Genomic DNA, 18,893 nt, shown 5'->3' with positions numbered 1-18,893 from the left:
GTGTCCCGAATAGACGTGAGTGAGCAGTTCACGCTGTCTCCGCCGACGTCGGAGGCGGAGATCTGGAGCGAGTCGTGGAGAGCGTGGGTGATCCGGTGAGCGCGGTCTTTCATTCCGACGTCGTGGTCTCGTTGGCGGAGCTGGCGAGCAGTCTGTTTCGCGATCGCGTCTGGATGCATCCGTCGACCGAATGGGAATCCGGCTACATCGAGTGCGTGAATCGGCTGTTCGGCGACAGCGGGCTGCAGGACGCTCTGACCCGCGGAGCTGTCTACGGCGAGGACGTGGATGCTCCACTACGGGTGCTGGACGAGCTCACCGACCGGCTCGACCACCGCCGCTCCGATGAGAAGATCGTTGCGGATCCCTTGTTTCAGCAGGTGGCGGAGATCGCCGCGGGTGTGCTCCCCTTCGTCATCCTTCGATCCAGCTTCGATGTGATGAGTGGTGGGGGTGTCCCTCTCAAGGCGCCGGAGTCGGCGCCAGCTTCGGAGACGCGACGCATGAGTCTTGAGGAAGGCGAGGGAGTGAGCGACGAGAGCTTCGACATGCGCCTGACGAGGGCTGAGGTGCTGGTGTTCTTCGAATGGCTGGCGAGTGCGAACGAGACCGACGTGCTGCCCGCCGATGAGGCTGAGCATCGTGTCCTCCGGGATCTGGAGTCGCAACTGGAGACGAAGCTGGTGGAGCCGTTCCTGCCGAACTATTCGGCGCTCGTGAGTGAGGCGAAGCGGGCGGTCCTCGGTGCGTGATCTGGGGCGATGACCGTGACGAAATTCTTCAACGGGCTCGGTCTGTTGCTCTTTCTGCTCGTCCGCGGCATTGCTCTGTGGATACTGCTTCCGTTCACCTTTCTTGCCTGGTTCCTGATTCATTCCTGGGCGCAACGGGTATCGATCGGGCAAGCGGTCTCCTGGTACCACGGGACCGTGAGCCTGCTCCTGATCAGGGGGCCACTGCGGCCGCTGATCAGAGTGGAGACCGAGCCGAAGTTCCTTGGGATTTCTCATATGGGCACCCTGCCGCCGTTTCGATTCCGTCAGATCTTCGACCTGGTCTAGTTTGACCGACGGCAGATTCGGTCTGGATCGCTCCGTCAGCGCATAGTTGCCTCCGGACTCGCCGGATCCCAGACCCTAAGGTGTTTCCATGACCGGATTCGACCCGCGCTACTGCCGCGTGTGCGGGTACGAGCCCGAGGAAGCTCCGTGGGGACCTGATGGGCGTTTCGGCAGCTTCGATATCTGCCCTTGTTGCGGCGTCGAATGGGGGTACGAGGACTCGACGTTCTCGGCGTCGGTGCGGTACCGCGATCGATGGATCGAGCAGGGCGCGGGCTGGCATGATCGGCGAACGCCGGCTGACGGAATGACGACTGCGGCGAGGCTGGAGCGGGCCTGGGTGACAGCTCCGGCATCGCCGCCGGAAGAGGCGTGATGGGAACCGTCCGTAGCCCCGTCGGTGCACCGAATCGGATGCCACGATCGATTTCATCGTCCGGGGAGATGCGGTCGCGGTCACTGCGGAGCACGCGCCCGGCACTGGAGTCGTTGCGATCGGCGCATTCCGCCGTGCGGCGGAGGGCATGCTGGATCGTGCCAGGGCGCAGGTCGAGCGAGAGCATCCGGAACTCCGCGAGAATCCCCACTATCGACAGTCACTCGGCGACTACTGGTGAGCTGCGACGATCCGTGGACAGCATCCCTCGCACGCGCTTGAATCGACGGCATGACTGACAGCCTCCGCCCGATTCTCGAAGACCATGTCTCGCGCGGCACCGCCCCGGGAATCATCGGCGTCACCGGCACACCGGACGGACAGATCGAAGTCGTCACGGCGGGTGATCTCGACGCCGATGCGATCGTGCGCATCCAGTCGATGACCAAGCCGATCCTGGCTGTCACGACTCTTCGGCTGGTGCAGGCCGGACGCCTCGACCTCGACGACGCGGTCGAGAAGTGGCTGCCGGAGCTGGCGGATCGTCAGGTGCTCCGCACGCCCGGTGCTGCGCTCGATGACGTCGAGCCCGCCCGCACACCGATCACCGTGCGCCACCTGCTCACCAACACGTCGGGGTACGGCATGATGACCACGCCCTCCCCGTTGCAGGACGCGATGATCGCCAACCAGACGCAAGCCGGACCGCAACCCGTCGCTCTCGGCGCGAAGGAGTGGCTGAACGCGCTCGCCGAGCTGCCGCTGGCGTTCGAGCCCGGGGCCGGATGGCGGTACCACCACTCGTTCGGTATCCTCGGCATCCTGCTCTCGCGGCTGGTCGGCGGCTCGCTGGACGAATACCTGCAGCAGGACCTGTTCGGACCGCTCGGCATGGTCGACACCTCGCGCACCGTGCCGAGCGACCAGGCGCACCGGCTTCCGGCCGCGTATCGCCACGAGGAGGCAGGCGCGCTGATCGAGATCGAGCCGGCCGCGGGTGGGTTCTACGTCGCGCCGGCGCCGTTCGACCTGACTCATGCCGAGCACGTGTCGACGGCATCCGACTACGCCGCCTTCGCGCGGATGCTGGCGGCGGGCGGTGTCCACGACGGGCAGGTGATCATCGAGCCGGAGTTGCTCGCTCAGATGACGACGGATCAGGTGCCCGCGTCGGCGAAGGCGGAGGACAGCTTCTACCCCGGATTCTGGGACGACAGCGGGTGGGGCTTCGGCGTCGGTGTGGTGACGAACGGCGATCACGCCGGGCGCTACGGCTGGTCGGGCGGGCTGGGCACGGACTTTCTCGTCGACCCGGACGGATCGTTCCGGATCGTGCTCGCGCAGGTCGAGATGGGGCCGGAGTTGTTCGCGCTGCTTGCGGACGTGCAGTGAGTCTGTTTTTCGCGAACTCGCATACCGATAGACCAGTATACTACTCGAACATAGCTTCGAAACTCGAGCCGTCTCCGGTAAAATCGGGGTATGTCGAAGCTCACCGGTTTGCAGGAGGCGGTCACCCGTCTGGATGCGGTGTGGGCGGATGCGGGTGATGTGGTGGGGTTGTCGCGGGAGCAGTTGATCGCGGCGAATGACGCGCTCGGGCTGGTGCAGCGCCGGTTGGATGCTGTGCTTGTCGATGTCGCGGCGGGAATCGCCCACGAGTCGCGAGCGGAGCTGGGGGCGGGGAGTCTGGCGAAGGAGCAGGGGTTCCGGAGTGCGGCCCAGTTGCTTGCGACGACCCAGGGGATCTCCTCGGGTGATGCGTCACGGTTGATCAGGGTGGGGGAGGCGACGGCGCCTCGGACCGATCTGTTGGGGGCGCGGTTGCCGGCCCGGTATCCCCTCGTTCGACGGGCCCTGGGGTCGGGGTCGATCGGGGTGGCGGCGGCGGGGTTGATCGTCGCGTTATTGGAGCGGTGCCGGGTGGTGGCGGGGATGGAGGCTATCGCCCTGGCCGAACGGTTGCTGACCGACAGGGCGGCGGGGTTGAGTCTGGATGCGGTGCGGAAGCTGATCGTGCGGGCGGAGGCGTGGTTGGACCCGGACGGGGTCGAACCGAAAGAAGACGAGAAGCGAGCCAAACGGTCGTTGACGATCTCCGAACGTGGGGGGATGGTGCATCTGAACGCGGTCCTCGATGCGGAGTCCGCAGCCCCGGTGATCGCGGCGATCCGGGGGTACGTGGCGGCGACGTTCGCGGCCCGGAAGGATGCCCCGGATGCGGGGGCGGCGGATGCGGACCGGCGGACGGTTCCGATGATCCAGGCCGACGCGCTCGCGGTGTTCTGCGGGCATGTGCTCGGGTGCGAGTCCCGGGTCCCGCTCGCCGGGGCGACGGTGATCGTGCGGATGACCCTCGAGGACCTGGTCTCGGGGTGCGGGTCGGCGACGATCGACGGGATGGATCAACCGGTCGGGGCGGGTGCGGCGCGGCGGATGGCGGCCGGGGGTGGGGTGATCCCGTGGGTCCTCGGCGGGGACAGCGAGATCCTCGACTGGGGGCGGGAGAAACGCCTGTTCACCCGGGCGCAACGCCTGGCGCTCGTGGAACGCGATGGCGGGTGCGCGATGTGCGGGCTGCCCCCGGAGATGACGAAAGCACACCACATCGCCTGGTGGAAACGCGACCACGGACCCACCGACCTCACCAACGGGGTCCTGCTGTGTGAGACGTGTCACCACCGCATCCATGACAACGGGTGGGAGATCCGCGTCGAGGGGACGGGTGTGGCCGGGCGGGTCTGGTTCATCCCACCCCGGTACGTCGATCCCGCCCGCACCCCACGGCTCGGCGGCCGCGCCCGATACGACTACGCCGCATGACTCCCACGACGGGTCTGCAGACTCCGACCGCCGACTCCTGCGCGGCGCAGCCGGTCCGCGATCAGGATGCCGAGGGCGGTCCCGCCGACAGAGCTCGCCAGCGTGATGGCGAAGAACGCGATCCTCACGCCGATGCTCATCGACTCGAGGTTGAAAGACGCCCACGCCAGCAACGGATACACGATGCCGACGACAGCTGCGCCGACATAGTGCAACCACGTGCCCCAATAGCGCCAGAGCACGAGGAGGAACGGCAGCTCGGTGAACGCCGCCCACCAGAGATTCGTGGCGACGCTGCGGAACCCGTAGCCCGAGAACGGCGCGATGATGAGCCCCGCGAGCAGCCCGACCAGCAATCCGACGAAAGGCCGCCGCAGCAGGCGGAGCGCGATGACCGACGGCAGCAGCCACAGCCCGGCGAGCGCGACGCTCACGAACGGCAGGCCCGGGAAGAGGATCGTCGAAACCCAGTTGGCCGGCGCGAGGAGAAGTGCCCCAGCCACGCCGAGTGCCGCGCAGGTCAGAAGGATCGCGGTCGGGAATCGGAAGCGTCCGCGACCTCCGGGCGTCTGAGCATCCGTCCCGCTCATACCAGCGGCTCCGCAGCGGCCTCGCGCGCTGCCTTCGACGCGGGCGACGCCGCACCGATCTTCCAGTACCCGCAGAAGCTCACCGCGTTCTTGTCCACACCCCGCTCGCCCACGAGATGCTTCCGCACCCCTGAGGCGAGGGCCTGCTCGCCCGCCCCATACGCGTGGAATGGAGCATCCGGCAACACCGTGCGCGCCAGGGTCTCGAGGGCGAGCGAACCCGGTGCGACATCATGAGGGCGCACGATCCAGACGACCTCGACACCAGACGGATGCGGGAACGCCAGGGCGTCCTCGTCGGAAGGGACCTCGATGATCGCTGTGCCGACAGCATCCAGCGGCAGCGAGGCGCAGATCGACGCGATCGCGGGAAGAGCCGTCGCGTCGCCGACCAAGACCACCCGCTCCGTGCCGCGCTGCGGGTTGAAGGTGAGTCCTTCGTCGATGATCAGCACGTGCTCACCCGGCTGGCACGTCTCCGCCCACCGCGACGCGGGACCGGCCGTTCCGTCCGCAGCCGAGCCGTGCAAAACGAAGTCGACATCGATCTCGGCTCCCGAAGACGCCGTCGCCGCGCGATACGCCCGCACGCTGTAGTTGCGCATCACCGGCCGCTCGCCATCGGGGATCCGCAGGAACCTCAGGTACCCGAACATCTTGTTCGCCTTCACCGGTACCCGCTCGAGCCCCGCATCGCCACCGATCGGAAGGAACAACCGGAACCACTGGTCGAACCCCATCGGGCGGAACTTCTCGATCTCACCGCCACCCAACGTCACGCGGATCCAGTGCGCGGAGAGATGCTCCGTGCGCTGCACCGTCAGGTGGATGAGCTCGGAGGACTCGGGCTTGACCAGTTTGCTGAACGCCATCGGACGCCTTTCAGGGAAGCTGCCAGGGGAAGAAGAAAACGAAGATCGCAGCGGATGCCGCGAGGCACAGCACCACGAACACCGTGTCGCGGGTGCGGAAGGGGACCATATGCCGCTCGGTGCGGGTCGGGTGAGCCCCGAAGGCGCGGGAATCCATCGCGAGAGCCACCCGCTCGGCATGCCGGATCGCCCCGGCCAGCAGCGGCACGATGTACCCCCACCCGCGGGCCAGACGAGCGAACGGACCACGACCGCCGTGATGACCCCGCACCCGATGCGCCGCCCGGATCACCGCGAGTTCATGACCGAAGCGAGGGACGAACCGGAACGCTGCCAACGCCGTGTATCCGATCCGATACGGCACCCGCAGCTGCTGCACGCTCGCCCGCACCAGATCGGGGCCGCTCGTGGTGAGCCCGCCGATCAGAGCCAGCGCGACGATCGAACCGAGACGCAGCGCCGTCGCGAAGCCGATCTCCAGGGCGCCGGCGTACAGCGTCCAGCCGCCGACCACCACGACGGGCGCGCTGCCGTCGACGAGGCCCGCATCCACCCACACCGAGAAGCCGAGCCCGATTGCGAGCATTCCGACCGGGACGGCCAGCAGCAACAGGAGCAGCAGCCGTGAGGTCAGGCGGGCACCGACGAGGATGACGGCGTACGCCAGCACGAGGAACGCCGCGGGCGTCGCGAGGTCGCGCACGAAGATCAGCAGCACCATCGCGGGCGCGACCCCCGCGACCTTCGCGAGCGGATTCAACGCGTACAGGAACTGGTGCCGTGACGTCGCGACCATCGCCGCATACGGATCGAACACCACCGTGCTCACGACCCCACCGCCCGTCGATGAGTCGCCAGTACCTGCTGCAGCGCGGGCAGACGGAGCCCCGCTTCGGCGAACACTCGCTCGTCCGCGAAGAGCTCCGCGGTCGGTCCGGCCGCGTGCACCCGGCCGTCCGCGAGGACCACCGTGTGCGTCGTGCGCTCCGCGACCAGCTGCAGGTCGTGGGTGACGATCACGATCGTCGTGCCCTCCTCGCGCAGACCCTCCAGCAGAGCGAGGAGTTCGGATGCGCGAGCGCGATCCTGCCCGAACGTCGGCTCGTCCAGCGCGAGCACCCGCGGTCGGGTGATCAGAGCCGTGCCCACCGACAGGCGGCGCTTCTCACCACCGGAGAGCAGGAACGGATGCACGTCGGCCTTGTGCTCGAGCCCGAAGCGCACGAGCATCGCCTCGACGCGCGCTGCGATCTCGGCATCCGTCAGTCCCGCCTCCGTCAGCCCGGTCTTCGCCTTCCCGACCTTCGCCTTCGAGCTCTGCGACCGCCGAAGGCGCAGGCCATGCGCCAGCTCATCGAAGACCGTGTGGGCGATGAACTGGTGCTCCGGATTCTGGAAGACGAACCCGATCCGCGCCGCCAACTCGCGAGGAGACGCCACCCCGGGATCGATGCCGTCGACGCTGACTTGCCCCTTCGGCGGGGGCACGACGCCCGCCAGGGCCTGGATGAGAGTGGTCTTCCCGGCGCCGTTCGCCCCGACGATCGCCGTGAGGCTGCCCGGCTCGAGATCGAGATCGACGCCGTGCAGGATCTCGGCCCGCCGCTTCCGGACGGTGAGCCCGCGGGCACGGATGATCGGATCGCCCCCGCTCGACGACCGCGCAGACTGCACGGGTCGCGACAGGATCTCCGCCGCGGACGCCGAACCCTGGCCCGTCTCGCCACCCTCGCCCGCGTCGCGAGACGAACCGAGCGCCACCCCCAGCTCATCCGGAGACAGGGGCAGCGGCTCGAGTGCGTACCCCGCATCCCGCAGCCGCAGCGCCGCCAGCGTCGCCGCCGGCAGCCAGACCCCCATCGCGACCAGCTCGTCGGCATGCTCACGGATGACCTCCGCCGCCGGCCCATCGAACGCGACCCGCCCCGCGCGGTCCAGCACGATGGTCCGCGTGACGAACCCCATCGCGGCATCGAGGTTGTGCTCCACGAGCAGGATCGCCCGATCGCCCGCGGACACGACATCTGTGAGCGCCGCATACACATCGTCGATGCCCTGCGGATCGAGGTTGGCGGTCGGCTCGTCGAGCACGATCAGGGGTGACCCCATGGCCAGAGCGCACGCGATGGCGAGCCGCTGCCGTCCACCCCCGGACAGGTGATCGGGGTTGTCGTCGCGACGCTCCCACAGGCCGACCCGCGCGAGCGCGTCCTCCACCCTGGCCCGCACCTCTGCGAGCGGGAGCAGCAGATTCTCGGGTCCGAACGCGACCTCGTCGTAGACGGTGCCTGTGACGATCTGCGCATCCGGATCCTGGAACACCATCGCGACCCGGGTGCTCAGCGTTGCCGTCTGGGCTGTCGCGGTGTCGAGTCCGCCCGCCTCCACCGTTCCGTTCATCGCTGCGGGGAGCGCGTGGGGGATCAAGCCGTTCAGTGCGAGCGTCAGCGTCGACTTGCCAGACCCCGACGGCCCGAGCAGCAGCACCACTTCGCCTGCGGCGATGTCGAATGTGACGTCGCGCGGCGACGGGTGCGCGGCACCCGCGTGGGTGAGAGAGAGCTCACGCACGCGGAGCAGAGGCGCGGATGGGCGCACGGCGGAGTCCCGGGAGTCGGCGGATGTACCCCTCCAACTTAGCTGAGCCTTACCTGATCCGCCATCGCGGCGGATCGCACCCCAGAGCCCTAGGATCGGGCCGCCGCTACCCCGCCCGTCAGCGCCGAGCGACCCCTGCGCGAGTGAGCGAGGAGCCCACCGCGAGCCCGATCGCCGTCCATGCCACCGGTCCGACCACTGAGATCGCCAGGTAGAGGATCTGCGCCCAGGGCGGCAGCGTCCCCAGGTGCGCCGCGAAGAACACGACCACGGCCACGATGACGCCGATCACCCCCGCCGAGATGAAGAAGCGCCAGGCGCCCCAGGCCCGGTACCGGGTGAGAGCCGCGACACCCTCCTGGATCGCGCCGAACAGCAGCGCCGTGCCGATGAACCGCAGCGACCACGCCGGGTTGAAGGCGCTCGCGACGAGGGCCGCGATCACGTGCGTGATCAGCGCGACCAGCGGCCGCCGCAGCACCTCCTGCGCGATGATGCCGGGCAGCACGTGCGACCCGAGCACCAGTCCGTAGAGGAACACGGGCCCTGCCAGCACCGGGATCGTGACCCATCCGGCGATGCCGCCGACGATGCCCGTCGCGACGCCGATGGCCGCGCAGACCAGCAGCGATCTGGTCGAAAGGACGGGGGTTCGGGCCACGGTCCCAGCCTAGTTGCGCGCCCGCGCCCGGGCTCCGCGCGAGCGCCGTGACAAACCCCGCAGTATCCCGGGAGCAGACCCGCTCTGTCGACGAAAGTCACCAGGGTGGCCGTTCGTCTAGTCTTCCGTCCTGCATCTGGCGCGGTCGCAGACCCCGGACTAACTTGAGCCGCGGTGCGGCAACGCGGCCACACCGGATCATCGGGAGCATCACATGGGTCGAACACCCCTCCGGATGGCAGCAGCCACCACCTTGGCCACGCTGTTCATCGCGTCAACGGCAACCGCAGGCTATGCGAGTACCGAGGAGGTGACACACCCCGTCCCCGTGGAAGGCACGCCAGGCCACTACATCGTGGTCATGAAGGCCGATCCGCTCGCCAGCTATGAAGGCGACGTCAAGGGCCTCAAGGCGACCAAGCCGGCGGAGGGCGAACAGCTCGAGACCCAGTCCAAGGACTCGCTGCGTTACGTCGAGCACCTCCAGACCGAGCAGACCGACCTCGTCACCCAGGTCGGCATCACCCCCGACACCACGTACCAGGTCGCGCTGAACGGCTTCAGCGCCGACCTCACCGGCGAGCAGGTCGACAAGCTGCGCGCCTCGAAGGACGTCTTCGGCGTCTTCCCCGATGAGATCCGCCACCCCGTCGCGCAGACCTCCACCGACTTCCTCGGGCTCGGCGACGACCGCAAGGGTCGCGGCGGCGTCTGGCAGCAGACCGGCGGCGTCGACAAGGCCGGAGAGGGCGTCGTTGTCGGCGTCATCGACACCGGCATCGCGCCCGAGCATCCGTCCTTCGAGGGCAAGAAGCTCAAGAAGCAGAAGAAGCAGCAGAGCCGCCACAAGGGCAACCAGCCCTACTCCGACGGCACCTACGTGTACTTCGACAAGTCCGACGGCGGCCAGTTCCGCTCCGCGATGGTCGAGGGCCAGGACTGGGACAAGAAGGACTACTCCTCCAAGCTCATCGGCGGCCAGTACTTCTACAAGGGAGCCGAGGCCTCGGGCTTCGACTTCCAGTACGACTACCTCTCGCCGCGTGACGGCGACGGACACGGCTCGCACACCGCGAGCACCGCGGCGGGCAACTTCAAGGTGAAGGCGACCGTCGAGGGCGTCAACCTCGGCACCGTGTCGGGCGTCGCGCCGGCCTCGAAGGTCGCGGCCTACAAGGCGTGCTACGTCGGCCCCGACACCACCGTCACGACCGACGACGTCTGCGCCCTGAGCGACCTCGTCGCCGCGATCGACCAGGCCGTCGCGGACGGCGTCGACGTGATCAACTACTCGATCGGCGGCGGAGCGGCCTCGACCGTGCTCGCCCCGGAGGACATCGCGTTCTTCAACGCGGCAGCGGCCGGAGTCTTCGTCGCGGTCAGCGCCGGCAACGACGGACCTGACCCGGTCACGGCCGACCACGCCTCGCCGTGGTACACGACGGTGGCGGCATCCACCATCCCCACGTGGGAGGGAACGGTCCAGTTCAAGGGCTTCGAGCAGGCGGGCGCCTCGGTGAGCGTGCCGTTCGGCAAGACCGTGAAGGGCCCCTCGATCTACGCCGGTGACGCCGCCAAGGCGGGCGCTGTCGATGCGAAGCTCTGCCTCCCCGGCACCCTGGACCCGGCGAAGGTCAAGGGTCACATCGTGGTCTGCGATCGCGGCAACAACGCGCGAGCCGAGAAGTCGCAGGTCGTGAAGGATGCCGGCGGCATCGGCATGGTCCTCGTGAACGTCCCGGGTGGCTCCGACTCCCTGGACAACGACTTCCACGCCGTGCCCACCGTGCACCTCAGCTCGGTGCACCGCGCCGCCGTCCTCGCCTACGTGCAGGGCGGCAAGGATCGCCCGATCACGCTGGTCGGCGAGAACACCACCGATGTCACGACGCCCACTCCGCAGATCGCGGGCTTCTCGAGCCGCGGACCGATGCTGGCCGACGGCAGTGATGTCATGAAGCCGGATGTCGCGGCTCCCGGTGTCGCGATCCTCGCGGCGACCCACAACGCTCCGGGGGAGAAGCCGACCTTCGGCATCCTCTCCGGCACGTCGATGGCCTCGCCGCACGTTGCAGGTCTCGGCGCGCTGTACCTGGGCGAGAAGCCGCGGGCCACACCGGCCGAGGTGAAGTCGGCGATGATGACCACCGCCTACGACACCGTGCTGCCGGACGGTTCGAAGAACACGAACCCGTTCGAGCAGGGTGCGGGTCAGGTCGAGCCCAAGCGCTACCTCAACCCGGGTCTGCTGTACCTCAGCGGCGTGAAGGACTGGGCGGCGTTCCTCGACGGCAAGGGACTCTCGGACTTCCCGGGGATCGACCCGATCGACGGCAGCAACCTGAACCAGGCCTCGATCTCGATCGGCTCGCTGGCCAGCGCGCAGAAGGTGACCCGCTCGGTCACCTCGACCGAGAAGGGCGTCTTCACCGCGAAGGCGACCGTCCCGGGAGTGAACGTGAAGGTCGAGCCGGCGCAGCTGACGTTCGACAAGCCGGGCCAGACGAAGACCTTCACGGTGACGTTCGACAACGCCAGCGCGCCGGTCGAGCAGTGGGCCACCGGTTCGCTCGTCTGGAAGAGCAAGAAGAACACGGTCCGCTCGCCCATCGCGGTGTTCCCGGTGACGGCGGATGCTCCGGCCGAGGTCACGGGCACCGGAGTCGACGGCAGCACCACCGTGCCGATCACGCCGGGACTCAACGGTCCTCTGGCGCTCGACGTCTCGGGACTCACGCCGTTCGAGCTGCTCACCGACCCGGCGAACCCGGTCGACGGCCACTCGGGCGACGAGACCTCGGGTGACGCGAACAAGGACGTGTCGTGGATCGTGAACGTGCCGGAGGGCACCACGCTCTCGCGGTTCGACCTGGATTCGTCGGATGACGCGGGCAGCGACCTCGACCTCACCGTGTACCGCGTGGTGAGCGCCGACGACCTGCAGTACTACCAGCGCTGGCAGTCGGCGACCGCCTCGGCGGACGAGCAGGTCACCATCCCGGCACCGACCGCCGGGACGTACCTGATCGTGGCGAACGTGTTCTCGACGACGGGCCCGATGACGTGGGACATGTCCTACGCCAACGTGCAGCCCGACGGAGTGGGCGCGCTCACCGCGACGCCGAACCCGATCGTCGCGGTGCGGGGCCAGAAGACGAGCTACCAGCTCAGCTGGACCGGTCTCACCACCGGCACCCGCTACCTCGGACTCGTGCGCTACGGCGACTCGGCGATCCGCACGGTTCTCGAGGTCGACGTGCCGGCGGCCAAGGCCCCGAAGACGGTGACGCCCGAGACGAAGGCCCCGAAGACCGAGGCCCCGCCGACGAAGGCTCCCGAGACCGAGGCCCCGCCGACCAAGGCCCCCGAAACGGAAGCCCCGCCGACGGAAGCCCCGGAGACGGCGAAGCCGTAGAACCTCCCCTGAGCACAGCGCCCCACGGTCTCCGGATCGTGGGGCGCTGTGTGCGTCCGGACCCTCGCTTTCGAATCGCGCAACTGGTGTCGATACAGCCCCGGGAAGCCCCATTTGCGCGATTCGAAAGGCCCGTTCGTCGCGCGATCGGTGCCGCTCGTCGCAGCATCCGCTCTCCGACGCGCACGCGACGACGCCGCTTCCTAGCGTGGGTGAACGCAATGATGCGCACACCGAGGAGATCCCCATGACCGCCCCCGAGATCGTCACAGATCCGAAACTCCCCTCCGTCGCCCTCTCCGACGAGCACCACGAGAAGGCGAACCGCTGGACTCTGCCGAAGATCCTGATCTGGTCGGCCATCGCCCTGCTGGGCGCTGTGGCGTGGACCATGCTCGCGATCGTCCGCGGCGAGACCGTCAACGCGATCTGGTTCGTGTTCGCGGCCGTCTGCACGTACCTGATCGGCTACCGCTTCTACTCGAAGGTGATCGAGAAGTACATCACCCGCCCCGACGACCGCCGCGCCACCCCGGCCGAGGTCAAGCAGGACGGCAAGGATTACGTCCCCACCGACCGCCGAGTGCTCTACGGCCACCACTTCGCGGCCATCGCCGGCGCCGGCCCCCTCGTCGGTCCCGTGCTCGCCGCGCAGATGGGCTATCTGCCCGGCACGATCTGGATCATCGTCGGCGTCGTGCTCGCCGGCGCGGTGCAGGACTACACGGTGCTCTTCTTCTCGATGCGCCGCGGCGGACGCACGATCGGCCAGATGGCGCGGCAGGAACTCGGCAGGATCGGCGGAACGGCCGCGATCGTGGCATCCCTCCTGATCATGCTGATCATCGTCGCGATCCTCGCACTCGTCGTCGTCAATGCCCTCGGCGAGAGCCCGTGGGGCGTCTTCTCGGTCGCGATGACCATCCCGATCGCGATCTTCATGGGCATCTACCTGCGCTTCATCCGCCCGGGCAAGGTCACCGAGGTCTCGATCATCGGGTTCGTGCTGCTGATGGCCGCGATCATCGGCGGCGGTCAGGTCGCGGCGACCGAGTGGGGTCAGGCGATCTTCCACCTCGACCGCACCACGATCGCCTGGGGCATCATCATCTACGGCTTCGTCGCCGCGGTGCTCCCGGTCTGGCTGCTGCTCGCCCCGCGCGACTACCTGTCGACCTTCATGAAGATCGGCGTGATCGTGATGCTCGCCGGCGCGATCATCCTGGTGCGTCCCGAGATCAAGGTTCCCGCGGTCAGCATCTTCGGCGAGAACGGGATGGGGCCGGTGTTCGCAGGTCCGCTGTTCCCGTTCCTGTTCGTGACCATCGCCTGCGGAGCGTTGTCGGGCTTCCACGCCCTGATCGCCTCCGGCACCACCCCGAAGCTCATCGAGAAGGAGCGCCAGTCGCGCTTCATCGGCTACGGCGGCATGCTCATGGAGTCCTTCGTCGCGATCATGGCGCTGGTGGCCGCGATCTCGATCGACCAGGGCATCTACTTCGCGATGAACGCCCCGACGGCGGCGACCGGAGGCACGGTCGAGGGCGCGGTCGCCTTCGTGAACTCGTTGGGCCTGACGGGGGTGAACCTCACCCCCGAGATGCTCACCGGCACCGCGCAGGCGGTCGGGGAGGAGTCGATCGTGTCCCGCACCGGTGGCGCCCCGACGCTCGCGCTCGGTCTCGCGCACATCATGCAGCAGGCCCTCGGCGGCCAGGCGCTCATGGCCTTCTGGTACCACTTCGCGATCATGTTCGAGGCGCTGTTCATCCTCACCGCGGTGGATGCCGGAACCCGAGTCGCGCGCTTCATGCTGCAGGACTCGATCGGCGCCTGGTTCCCCAAGTTCCGTGACGTCTCGTGGCGTCCCGGTGTTTGGATCTGCACCGCGATCATGGTGGCCGGCTGGGGAGCGATCCTCATCCTCGGCGTCACCGACCCGCTCGGCGGCATCAACACGTTCTTCCCGCTGTTCGGCATCGCGAACCAGCTTCTCGCCGCGATCGCGCTCGCCGTGGTGATGGCGATCGTCGCCAAGCGCGGCAAGAGCTACATCAAGTGGCTGTGGATCATCGGGCTTCCGCTCGCGTTCACCGCGGTCGTGACCATCACGGCCTCGCTGTACAAGATCCTCTCTCCGGTCCCGGCCATCGGATACTGGGCGAACCACTTCAAGTACCTCGACGCCCAGAACAGCGGCGACGATTCGCTCGGCGCCCCCGAGGTGCTCGAGGCGGTCATCCGCAACACGGCCGTGCAGGGCACGCTGTCGATCATCTTCGTGACGCTGGCGATCGTGGTGATGATCGCGGCCGTGATCGTCACCATCAAGGCGATCCGCAACGGCGGTGGCGAGAACACCGAGGAGGAGCCCGTGGCCTCGCGGCGCTTCGCCCCGGCCGGCTTCCTGCCGAACGCGGCCGAGCGCGAGCTCGAGAAGCAGTGGGAGCCGATCCTCGCCGACGATCGCAAGGCGTCGAGTCACTGAGATGGCGACCATGACCGACCATGCGGATGCTGCGGCCACCCCTCTGCGCACGGTTCTCCGTGCCGCAGGGCGGGTCGGCCGCAGCATCCGCTGGTACATGACGACGCTGATGGGCGACACGGCCTACGCGACCTACGTCGCCCATCACCGCCGCGCGCATCCGGGCGAGGAGCCGATGACCGAGCGGCAGTTCTGGCGGCAGAAGATGGATGACCAGGATCGCAATCCCGGCGCCCGCTGCTGTTGAGGGGTATCTAGGCTGAACGCATGACCGACGTCGTTCTCGCCGCGTGCCTCGGCGTGCTCGGCGGCATCGTGCTCACGGTGCTGCTGCTGCTCGCGCGCCGGCTCGCGCGCGGGACGACCGACCTCGGCAGCGACGCCGAGCAGGCGGCACTCAACGCCCTGCACCACGCGAGCCTGGCCGCTCCGCACCTGCGCGCCGGTCTTGCCGGACCCGACGTCGTGAAGGCCGCCCGTCATCTGCGGGTGCTGCTCGGTAGCGCCGCAGTCGCGATCGTCAGCGCGGATGACCGGGTGTCGTTCGACGGCCCGTCGGACGGACTGGAAGCGGCGGCCGTCCGCATCGCGGCGCAGGTCAGGGCATCGGGCCGGCGACAGGTGTTCCCCTCGCCCGGACCCGACGACGAACTCGAAGCCGTCGGAGCGCCGATCCTCGTCGACGGTCAGGTCGCCGGCGTGGTGGTCGCCTTCGCAGCCCCTGTGCCCGCCGCCCTCGTGCGCGCCGCCGAGGAGGTGGCCGACTGGTGTGCGGCGCAGGTCGAGCTGGGTGGCCTCGACGCCTCGCGCACGCAGTTGGCCGAGGCCGAGCTGCGCTCGCTGCGCGCGCAGATCTCGCCGCACTTCATCTACAACGCCCTCACCGCGATCGCCTCGTTCATCCTCACCGACCCCGCCCGCGCTCGCGAGCTCGTGCTGGAGTTCGCGGACTTCACCCGCTACTCCTTCCGCCGGCAGGGCGAGTTCACGACCCTCGCGGAAGAGCTCGGCAGCATCCACTCCTACCTCGCACTCGAACGCGCGCGCTTCGGCGATCGGCTGCGGGTCACGCTGCAGATCGCCCCGGAGACACTCGCGACCGTGATCCCCTTCCTCTCGGTACAGCCTCTGGTGGAGAACGCCGTGCGGCACGGTCTGGAGCCGGGGGAGGGCGGCGGCGAGATCCGCATCGTGTCGCGCGACGACGGCACCCACACCGAGATCGCCGTCGAGGACGATGGGGTGGGGATGGATCCGGATGCATTGCGGATGACGCTCACCGCTGCGGACGACGGGGTGCACGTGGGCCTCCGCAACGTCGACACCCGGCTCCGCCAGCTCTACGGCACCGACGGCGGCCTGGTCGTCGAGACCAACACCGGCGCGGGTACCCTGGTGCGCATGCGCGTTCCGAAGTCGCAGCCGCTGCACGATCCTCTGCACGATCCGGTGCGCCCGTGATCGACGTGCTCGTCGCCGACGACGAGAAGCCGGCGCGCGACGAACTCGTCCACCTACTGCGCACCGACGACCGCGTCGGTGAGATCCTCGTCGCCGAGACCGGCGCGGAGGCCCTTCGCCGGCTGTCCGAACGCGCCGTGCACATCGCCTTCCTCGACATCCACATGCCGGGTCTGCCGGGGACCGAACTCGCCCGCGCCCTGCAGGCACTGGCCGAGCCGCCGGCCGTGGTGTTCGTGACGGCCGACGATGCGCGGGCCGTCGAGGCCTTCGAGCTGCGGGCGGCCGACTACCTGCTCAAGCCGGTCCGCGCCGAGCGCCTGCGCCGCGCCATCGACCGTGTCGCCGAACTCGGCGATGCGGCGCGGGCCGGCGACGACGAGATGCTCCCCGTCACCGTCGGATCCGCGGTGCGCTTCGTGCGCCGCAGCGACGTGCGCTGGGTGCAGGCGCAGGGCGACTACTCCCGGCTGCACACCGGCGACGGCGTCGGACACCTGGTGCGCATCCCGATCTCCGAGCTCGAGCTGCGGTGGGCCGATGCCGGATTCCTCCGCATCCACCGCTCCTCGCTCGTGCGCACGACGGCGGTGACCGAGGCGCGACTCTCCGGGGCCGACCCCTCGGTCTCCATAGGCGACCTCGTGCTGCCCGTCAGCCGGCGACTGGTGCCGACCGTCCGCGAGGCGCTCGTGCGCGGAGAGGTCGCCGGATGACCGAGGCGCCCAAGCGCGTGCGCGTGACCGCCGACCTGCCCGCGCGGCGCCCCTCGGCCTTCACCCGCGGCATCGCGCTGCCCGGTGCGCCGGTGGACGAAGCGGATGCCGTGTACGCGCGGGCGCTCATGCGCAGCCAGCTGCGGCTCGCGCTCGGCACGGTCGCCGGGTTCGTGCTCGTGGTCGTCGCACTCACCCTCGCGGTCGCGCTGATCCCCGAGATCGGGCAGGTGATGGTGTGGGGTCTGCCGCTGTCGTGGCTGCTGCAGGCGTACGCGTTCTACCCGGTCATCGTCGTCTTCGCCGTGCTCTACGTGCGCACCGCGGCCCGCAACGAGCGCCGGTACCGGGCACTCCGGGATCGCGAATGAACGCGGTGATGGACCTGGTGGGCGTCGCGCTCGTCATCGTCGCGACCCTGCTGATCGGCGTGTACGGGCTGCGCATCTCGCGCACCACCGGCGACTTCTTCGTCGCCTCCCGCACGGTAAGGCCGGTGTGGAACGCCTCGGCGATCAGCGGGGAGTACCTGTCGGCGGGAACGTTCCTCGGACTCGCCGGCCTCGTGCTCCTCGACGGCGCCCGCGGCTTCTGGTTCCCGATCGGCTACGCCGCCGGGTACCTCCTGGTGCTGGCCTTCGTCGCGGCTCCGCTCCGCCGCAGCGGCGCCTACACGATCCCCGACTTCATCGAGGCGCGGCTGGACTCGACGGCGGCACGGCGGGTGACCAGCATCGCGGTGCTGATCATCGGCTGGCTCTACATCGTGCCGCAGCTGCACGGCGCGGGGATCACGCTCCTGGTCGTGGCGGGGCTCCCCGAGTGGGTGGGGGCGGTGACCGTGGCGGTCCTGGTCGCTGCCGCGGTCGCGGCCGGCGGGATGCGCGCGATCACCTACGTGCAGGCGTTCCAGTACTGGCTCAAGCTCACCGCGCTGCTGGTTCCGGTGGTGTGCATCGCGTTCGCGCTCAGCGGCGGTCCGCACGACTTCGATCCGGCGCTGGTGTTCCCCGTCGAGGCCGGGCCCTCGGGTTTCGACGCCTACGAGACGGCATCCCTCTTGCTCGCGCTGCTGCTGGGAACCATGGGACTGCCGCATGTCCTGGTGCGGTTCTACACCAGCCCGACCGGGGTGTCGGCGCGGAGCACGACCGTGATCGTCATCGTGATGGTGAGCGCGTTCTACGCCGTGTCGAGCACCATGGGGCTGCTGGCCCGCATCGCCGCCCCCGACCTGGCGGTACCCGGCATCGCCGACACCGTGGTGCTGGTGCTGCCCTCACGCGTCTTCCCCGGGGTGTTCGGCGAGCTGCTCACCGCGCTGATCGTGGCCGGCGCGTTCGCCGCGTTCCTGGCGACGTCAGCGGGGCTCGTGGTGTCACTCGCCGGCGTGATCAGTCAGGACGTGTTCTCGGGTTCGGTGCGCTCCTTCCGGTTCTCGGCCGTGCTGTGCGCCGCGGTGCCGCTCGTCATCGCGCTGCTCACGGCGCCGGCCGGTCTCGGCTCGAGCGTCGGCGTGGTCTTCGTCGTGGCCGCGTCGACGCTGTCGCCGGTCGTGCTCCTCGGCGTGTGGTGGCGCGGCCTCACGGCTCGGGGCGCGGTCGCGGGGATGCTCTCCGGCGGGCTCGCGGCGGGTCTGGCGCTCCTGGTGCACGGGGCCGTCGGAGGCGTCGGAATCGCGGCCCCCTACCTGGCGCAGCCTGCGGCCTGGACGATCCCGCTCGCCACCGCTGTCACGGTCGTGGTGTCGCTGCTCGACCCGCGCGGACCGTCGCCGCGCACCGATCGCTTCCTCGCCCGCGTGCACACGCCGGAGCGCGGCTGAGCCTTGT

17 protein-coding genes are annotated in these 18,893 nt (G+C 69.0%); 12 read left to right on the top strand and 5 right to left on the bottom strand.

Annotated features, from left to right (window positions below; genetic code table 11):
• The first annotated feature begins 95 nt into the window (after positions 1 to 95).
• The 5 genes from QFZ21_RS09855 to QFZ21_RS09835 all read left to right on the top strand — a co-directional run bounded on the left by QFZ21_RS09855 (position 96) and on the right by QFZ21_RS09835 (position 4,260).
• Positions 96 to 752, top strand: coding sequence for a hypothetical protein (locus tag QFZ21_RS09855; RefSeq protein WP_307377282.1), 657 nt, complete (start codon positions 96 to 98; stop codon positions 750 to 752).
• 9 nt (positions 753 to 761) lie between these two features.
• Positions 762 to 1,061: a hypothetical protein gene (locus QFZ21_RS09850; RefSeq protein ID WP_307377280.1), complete on the top strand. Its 300-nt coding sequence runs from the start codon at positions 762 to 764 to the stop codon at positions 1,059 to 1,061.
• A gap of 88 nt (positions 1,062 to 1,149) precedes the next feature.
• Positions 1,150 to 1,437, top strand: a complete 288-nt coding sequence (locus QFZ21_RS09845; RefSeq protein WP_307377277.1) for a hypothetical protein — start codon at positions 1,150 to 1,152, stop codon at positions 1,435 to 1,437.
• 291 nt (positions 1,438 to 1,728) lie between these two features.
• Entirely contained in the window at positions 1,729 to 2,829 is a 1,101-nt protein-coding gene (locus QFZ21_RS09840; protein WP_307377275.1) for a serine hydrolase, read from the top strand.
• Positions 2,830 to 2,919: 90 nt separating this feature from the next.
• The gene (locus tag QFZ21_RS09835; protein WP_307377273.1) at positions 2,920 to 4,260 is read left to right on the top strand and encodes an HNH endonuclease signature motif containing protein; all 1,341 of its coding nucleotides are present in this window, start codon (positions 2,920 to 2,922) and stop codon (positions 4,258 to 4,260) included.
• Here QFZ21_RS09835 and QFZ21_RS09830 read toward each other — a convergent pair.
• From QFZ21_RS09830 to QFZ21_RS09810, 5 genes are all read right to left on the bottom strand, one after another.
• A complete protein-coding gene (locus QFZ21_RS09830; RefSeq protein ID WP_307377271.1) occupies positions 4,248 to 4,850 on the bottom strand; it encodes an ECF transporter S component in 603 nt (200 codons plus the stop codon). The genes QFZ21_RS09835 and QFZ21_RS09830 overlap by 13 nt on opposite strands.
• The gene (locus QFZ21_RS09825) at positions 4,847 to 5,722 is read right to left on the bottom strand and encodes a siderophore-interacting protein (protein WP_307377268.1); all 876 of its coding nucleotides are present in this window, start codon (positions 5,720 to 5,722) and stop codon (positions 4,847 to 4,849) included. Before QFZ21_RS09825 ends, QFZ21_RS09830 begins: the two co-directional genes overlap by 4 nt.
• Positions 5,723 to 5,732: 10 nt before the next feature.
• Positions 5,733 to 6,518, bottom strand: coding sequence for an energy-coupling factor transporter transmembrane component T (locus QFZ21_RS09820; protein ID WP_307381274.1), 786 nt, complete (start codon positions 6,516 to 6,518; stop codon positions 5,733 to 5,735).
• Between the two features lie 29 nt (positions 6,519 to 6,547).
• Positions 6,548 to 8,320, bottom strand: a complete 1,773-nt coding sequence (locus QFZ21_RS09815) for an ABC transporter ATP-binding protein (RefSeq protein WP_307377266.1) — start codon at positions 8,318 to 8,320, stop codon at positions 6,548 to 6,550.
• Positions 8,321 to 8,438: 118 nt separating this feature from the next.
• Positions 8,439 to 8,981, bottom strand: coding sequence for an ECF transporter S component (locus tag QFZ21_RS09810; protein ID WP_307377263.1), 543 nt, complete (start codon positions 8,979 to 8,981; stop codon positions 8,439 to 8,441).
• Positions 8,982 to 9,291: 310 nt separating this feature from the next.
• Here QFZ21_RS09810 and QFZ21_RS09805 point away from each other — a divergent pair, with 310 nt between their 5' ends.
• The 7 genes from QFZ21_RS09805 (at position 9,292) to QFZ21_RS09775 (ending at position 18,886) form a co-directional block, all read left to right on the top strand.
• Positions 9,292 to 12,396: a S8 family serine peptidase gene (locus QFZ21_RS09805; RefSeq protein ID WP_307377260.1), complete on the top strand. Its 3,105-nt coding sequence runs from the start codon at positions 9,292 to 9,294 to the stop codon at positions 12,394 to 12,396.
• Positions 12,397 to 12,643: 247 nt separating this feature from the next.
• On the top strand, positions 12,644 to 14,884 hold the full coding sequence (locus QFZ21_RS09800; RefSeq protein ID WP_307377258.1) for a carbon starvation CstA family protein: 2,241 nt from the start codon (positions 12,644 to 12,646) through the stop codon (positions 14,882 to 14,884).
• 10 nt (positions 14,885 to 14,894) lie between these two features.
• Positions 14,895 to 15,131 (top strand): YbdD/YjiX family protein, encoded by a 237-nt coding sequence (locus QFZ21_RS09795; RefSeq protein ID WP_307381272.1) that lies wholly within the window; start codon positions 14,895 to 14,897, stop codon positions 15,129 to 15,131.
• A gap of 20 nt (positions 15,132 to 15,151) precedes the next feature.
• On the top strand, positions 15,152 to 16,345 hold the full coding sequence (locus QFZ21_RS09790) for a sensor histidine kinase (protein WP_307377255.1): 1,194 nt from the start codon (positions 15,152 to 15,154) through the stop codon (positions 16,343 to 16,345).
• On the top strand, positions 16,342 to 17,061 hold the full coding sequence (locus QFZ21_RS09785; RefSeq protein ID WP_307377254.1) for a LytTR family DNA-binding domain-containing protein: 720 nt from the start codon (positions 16,342 to 16,344) through the stop codon (positions 17,059 to 17,061). The genes QFZ21_RS09790 and QFZ21_RS09785 overlap by 4 nt, the downstream gene beginning before the upstream one ends.
• Complete coding sequence (locus tag QFZ21_RS09780) at positions 17,058 to 17,432, top strand: heavy metal transporter (RefSeq protein WP_307377253.1); 375 nt, start codon at positions 17,058 to 17,060, stop codon at positions 17,430 to 17,432. Before QFZ21_RS09785 ends, QFZ21_RS09780 begins: the two co-directional genes overlap by 4 nt.
• The gene (locus tag QFZ21_RS09775) at positions 17,429 to 18,886 is read left to right on the top strand and encodes a cation acetate symporter (RefSeq protein WP_307377251.1); all 1,458 of its coding nucleotides are present in this window, start codon (positions 17,429 to 17,431) and stop codon (positions 18,884 to 18,886) included. Before QFZ21_RS09780 ends, QFZ21_RS09775 begins: the two co-directional genes overlap by 4 nt.
• The last annotated feature ends 7 nt before the right edge of the window (positions 18,887 to 18,893 follow it).

Origin of the sequence: Microbacterium sp. W4I20 (assembly GCF_030816505.1) — a bacterium.
Classification (GTDB): domain Bacteria; phylum Actinomycetota; class Actinomycetes; order Actinomycetales; family Microbacteriaceae; genus Microbacterium.
The sequence above is the reverse complement of the archived record's forward strand: the minus strand, read 5'-3'. Positions and strand labels throughout refer to the sequence as shown.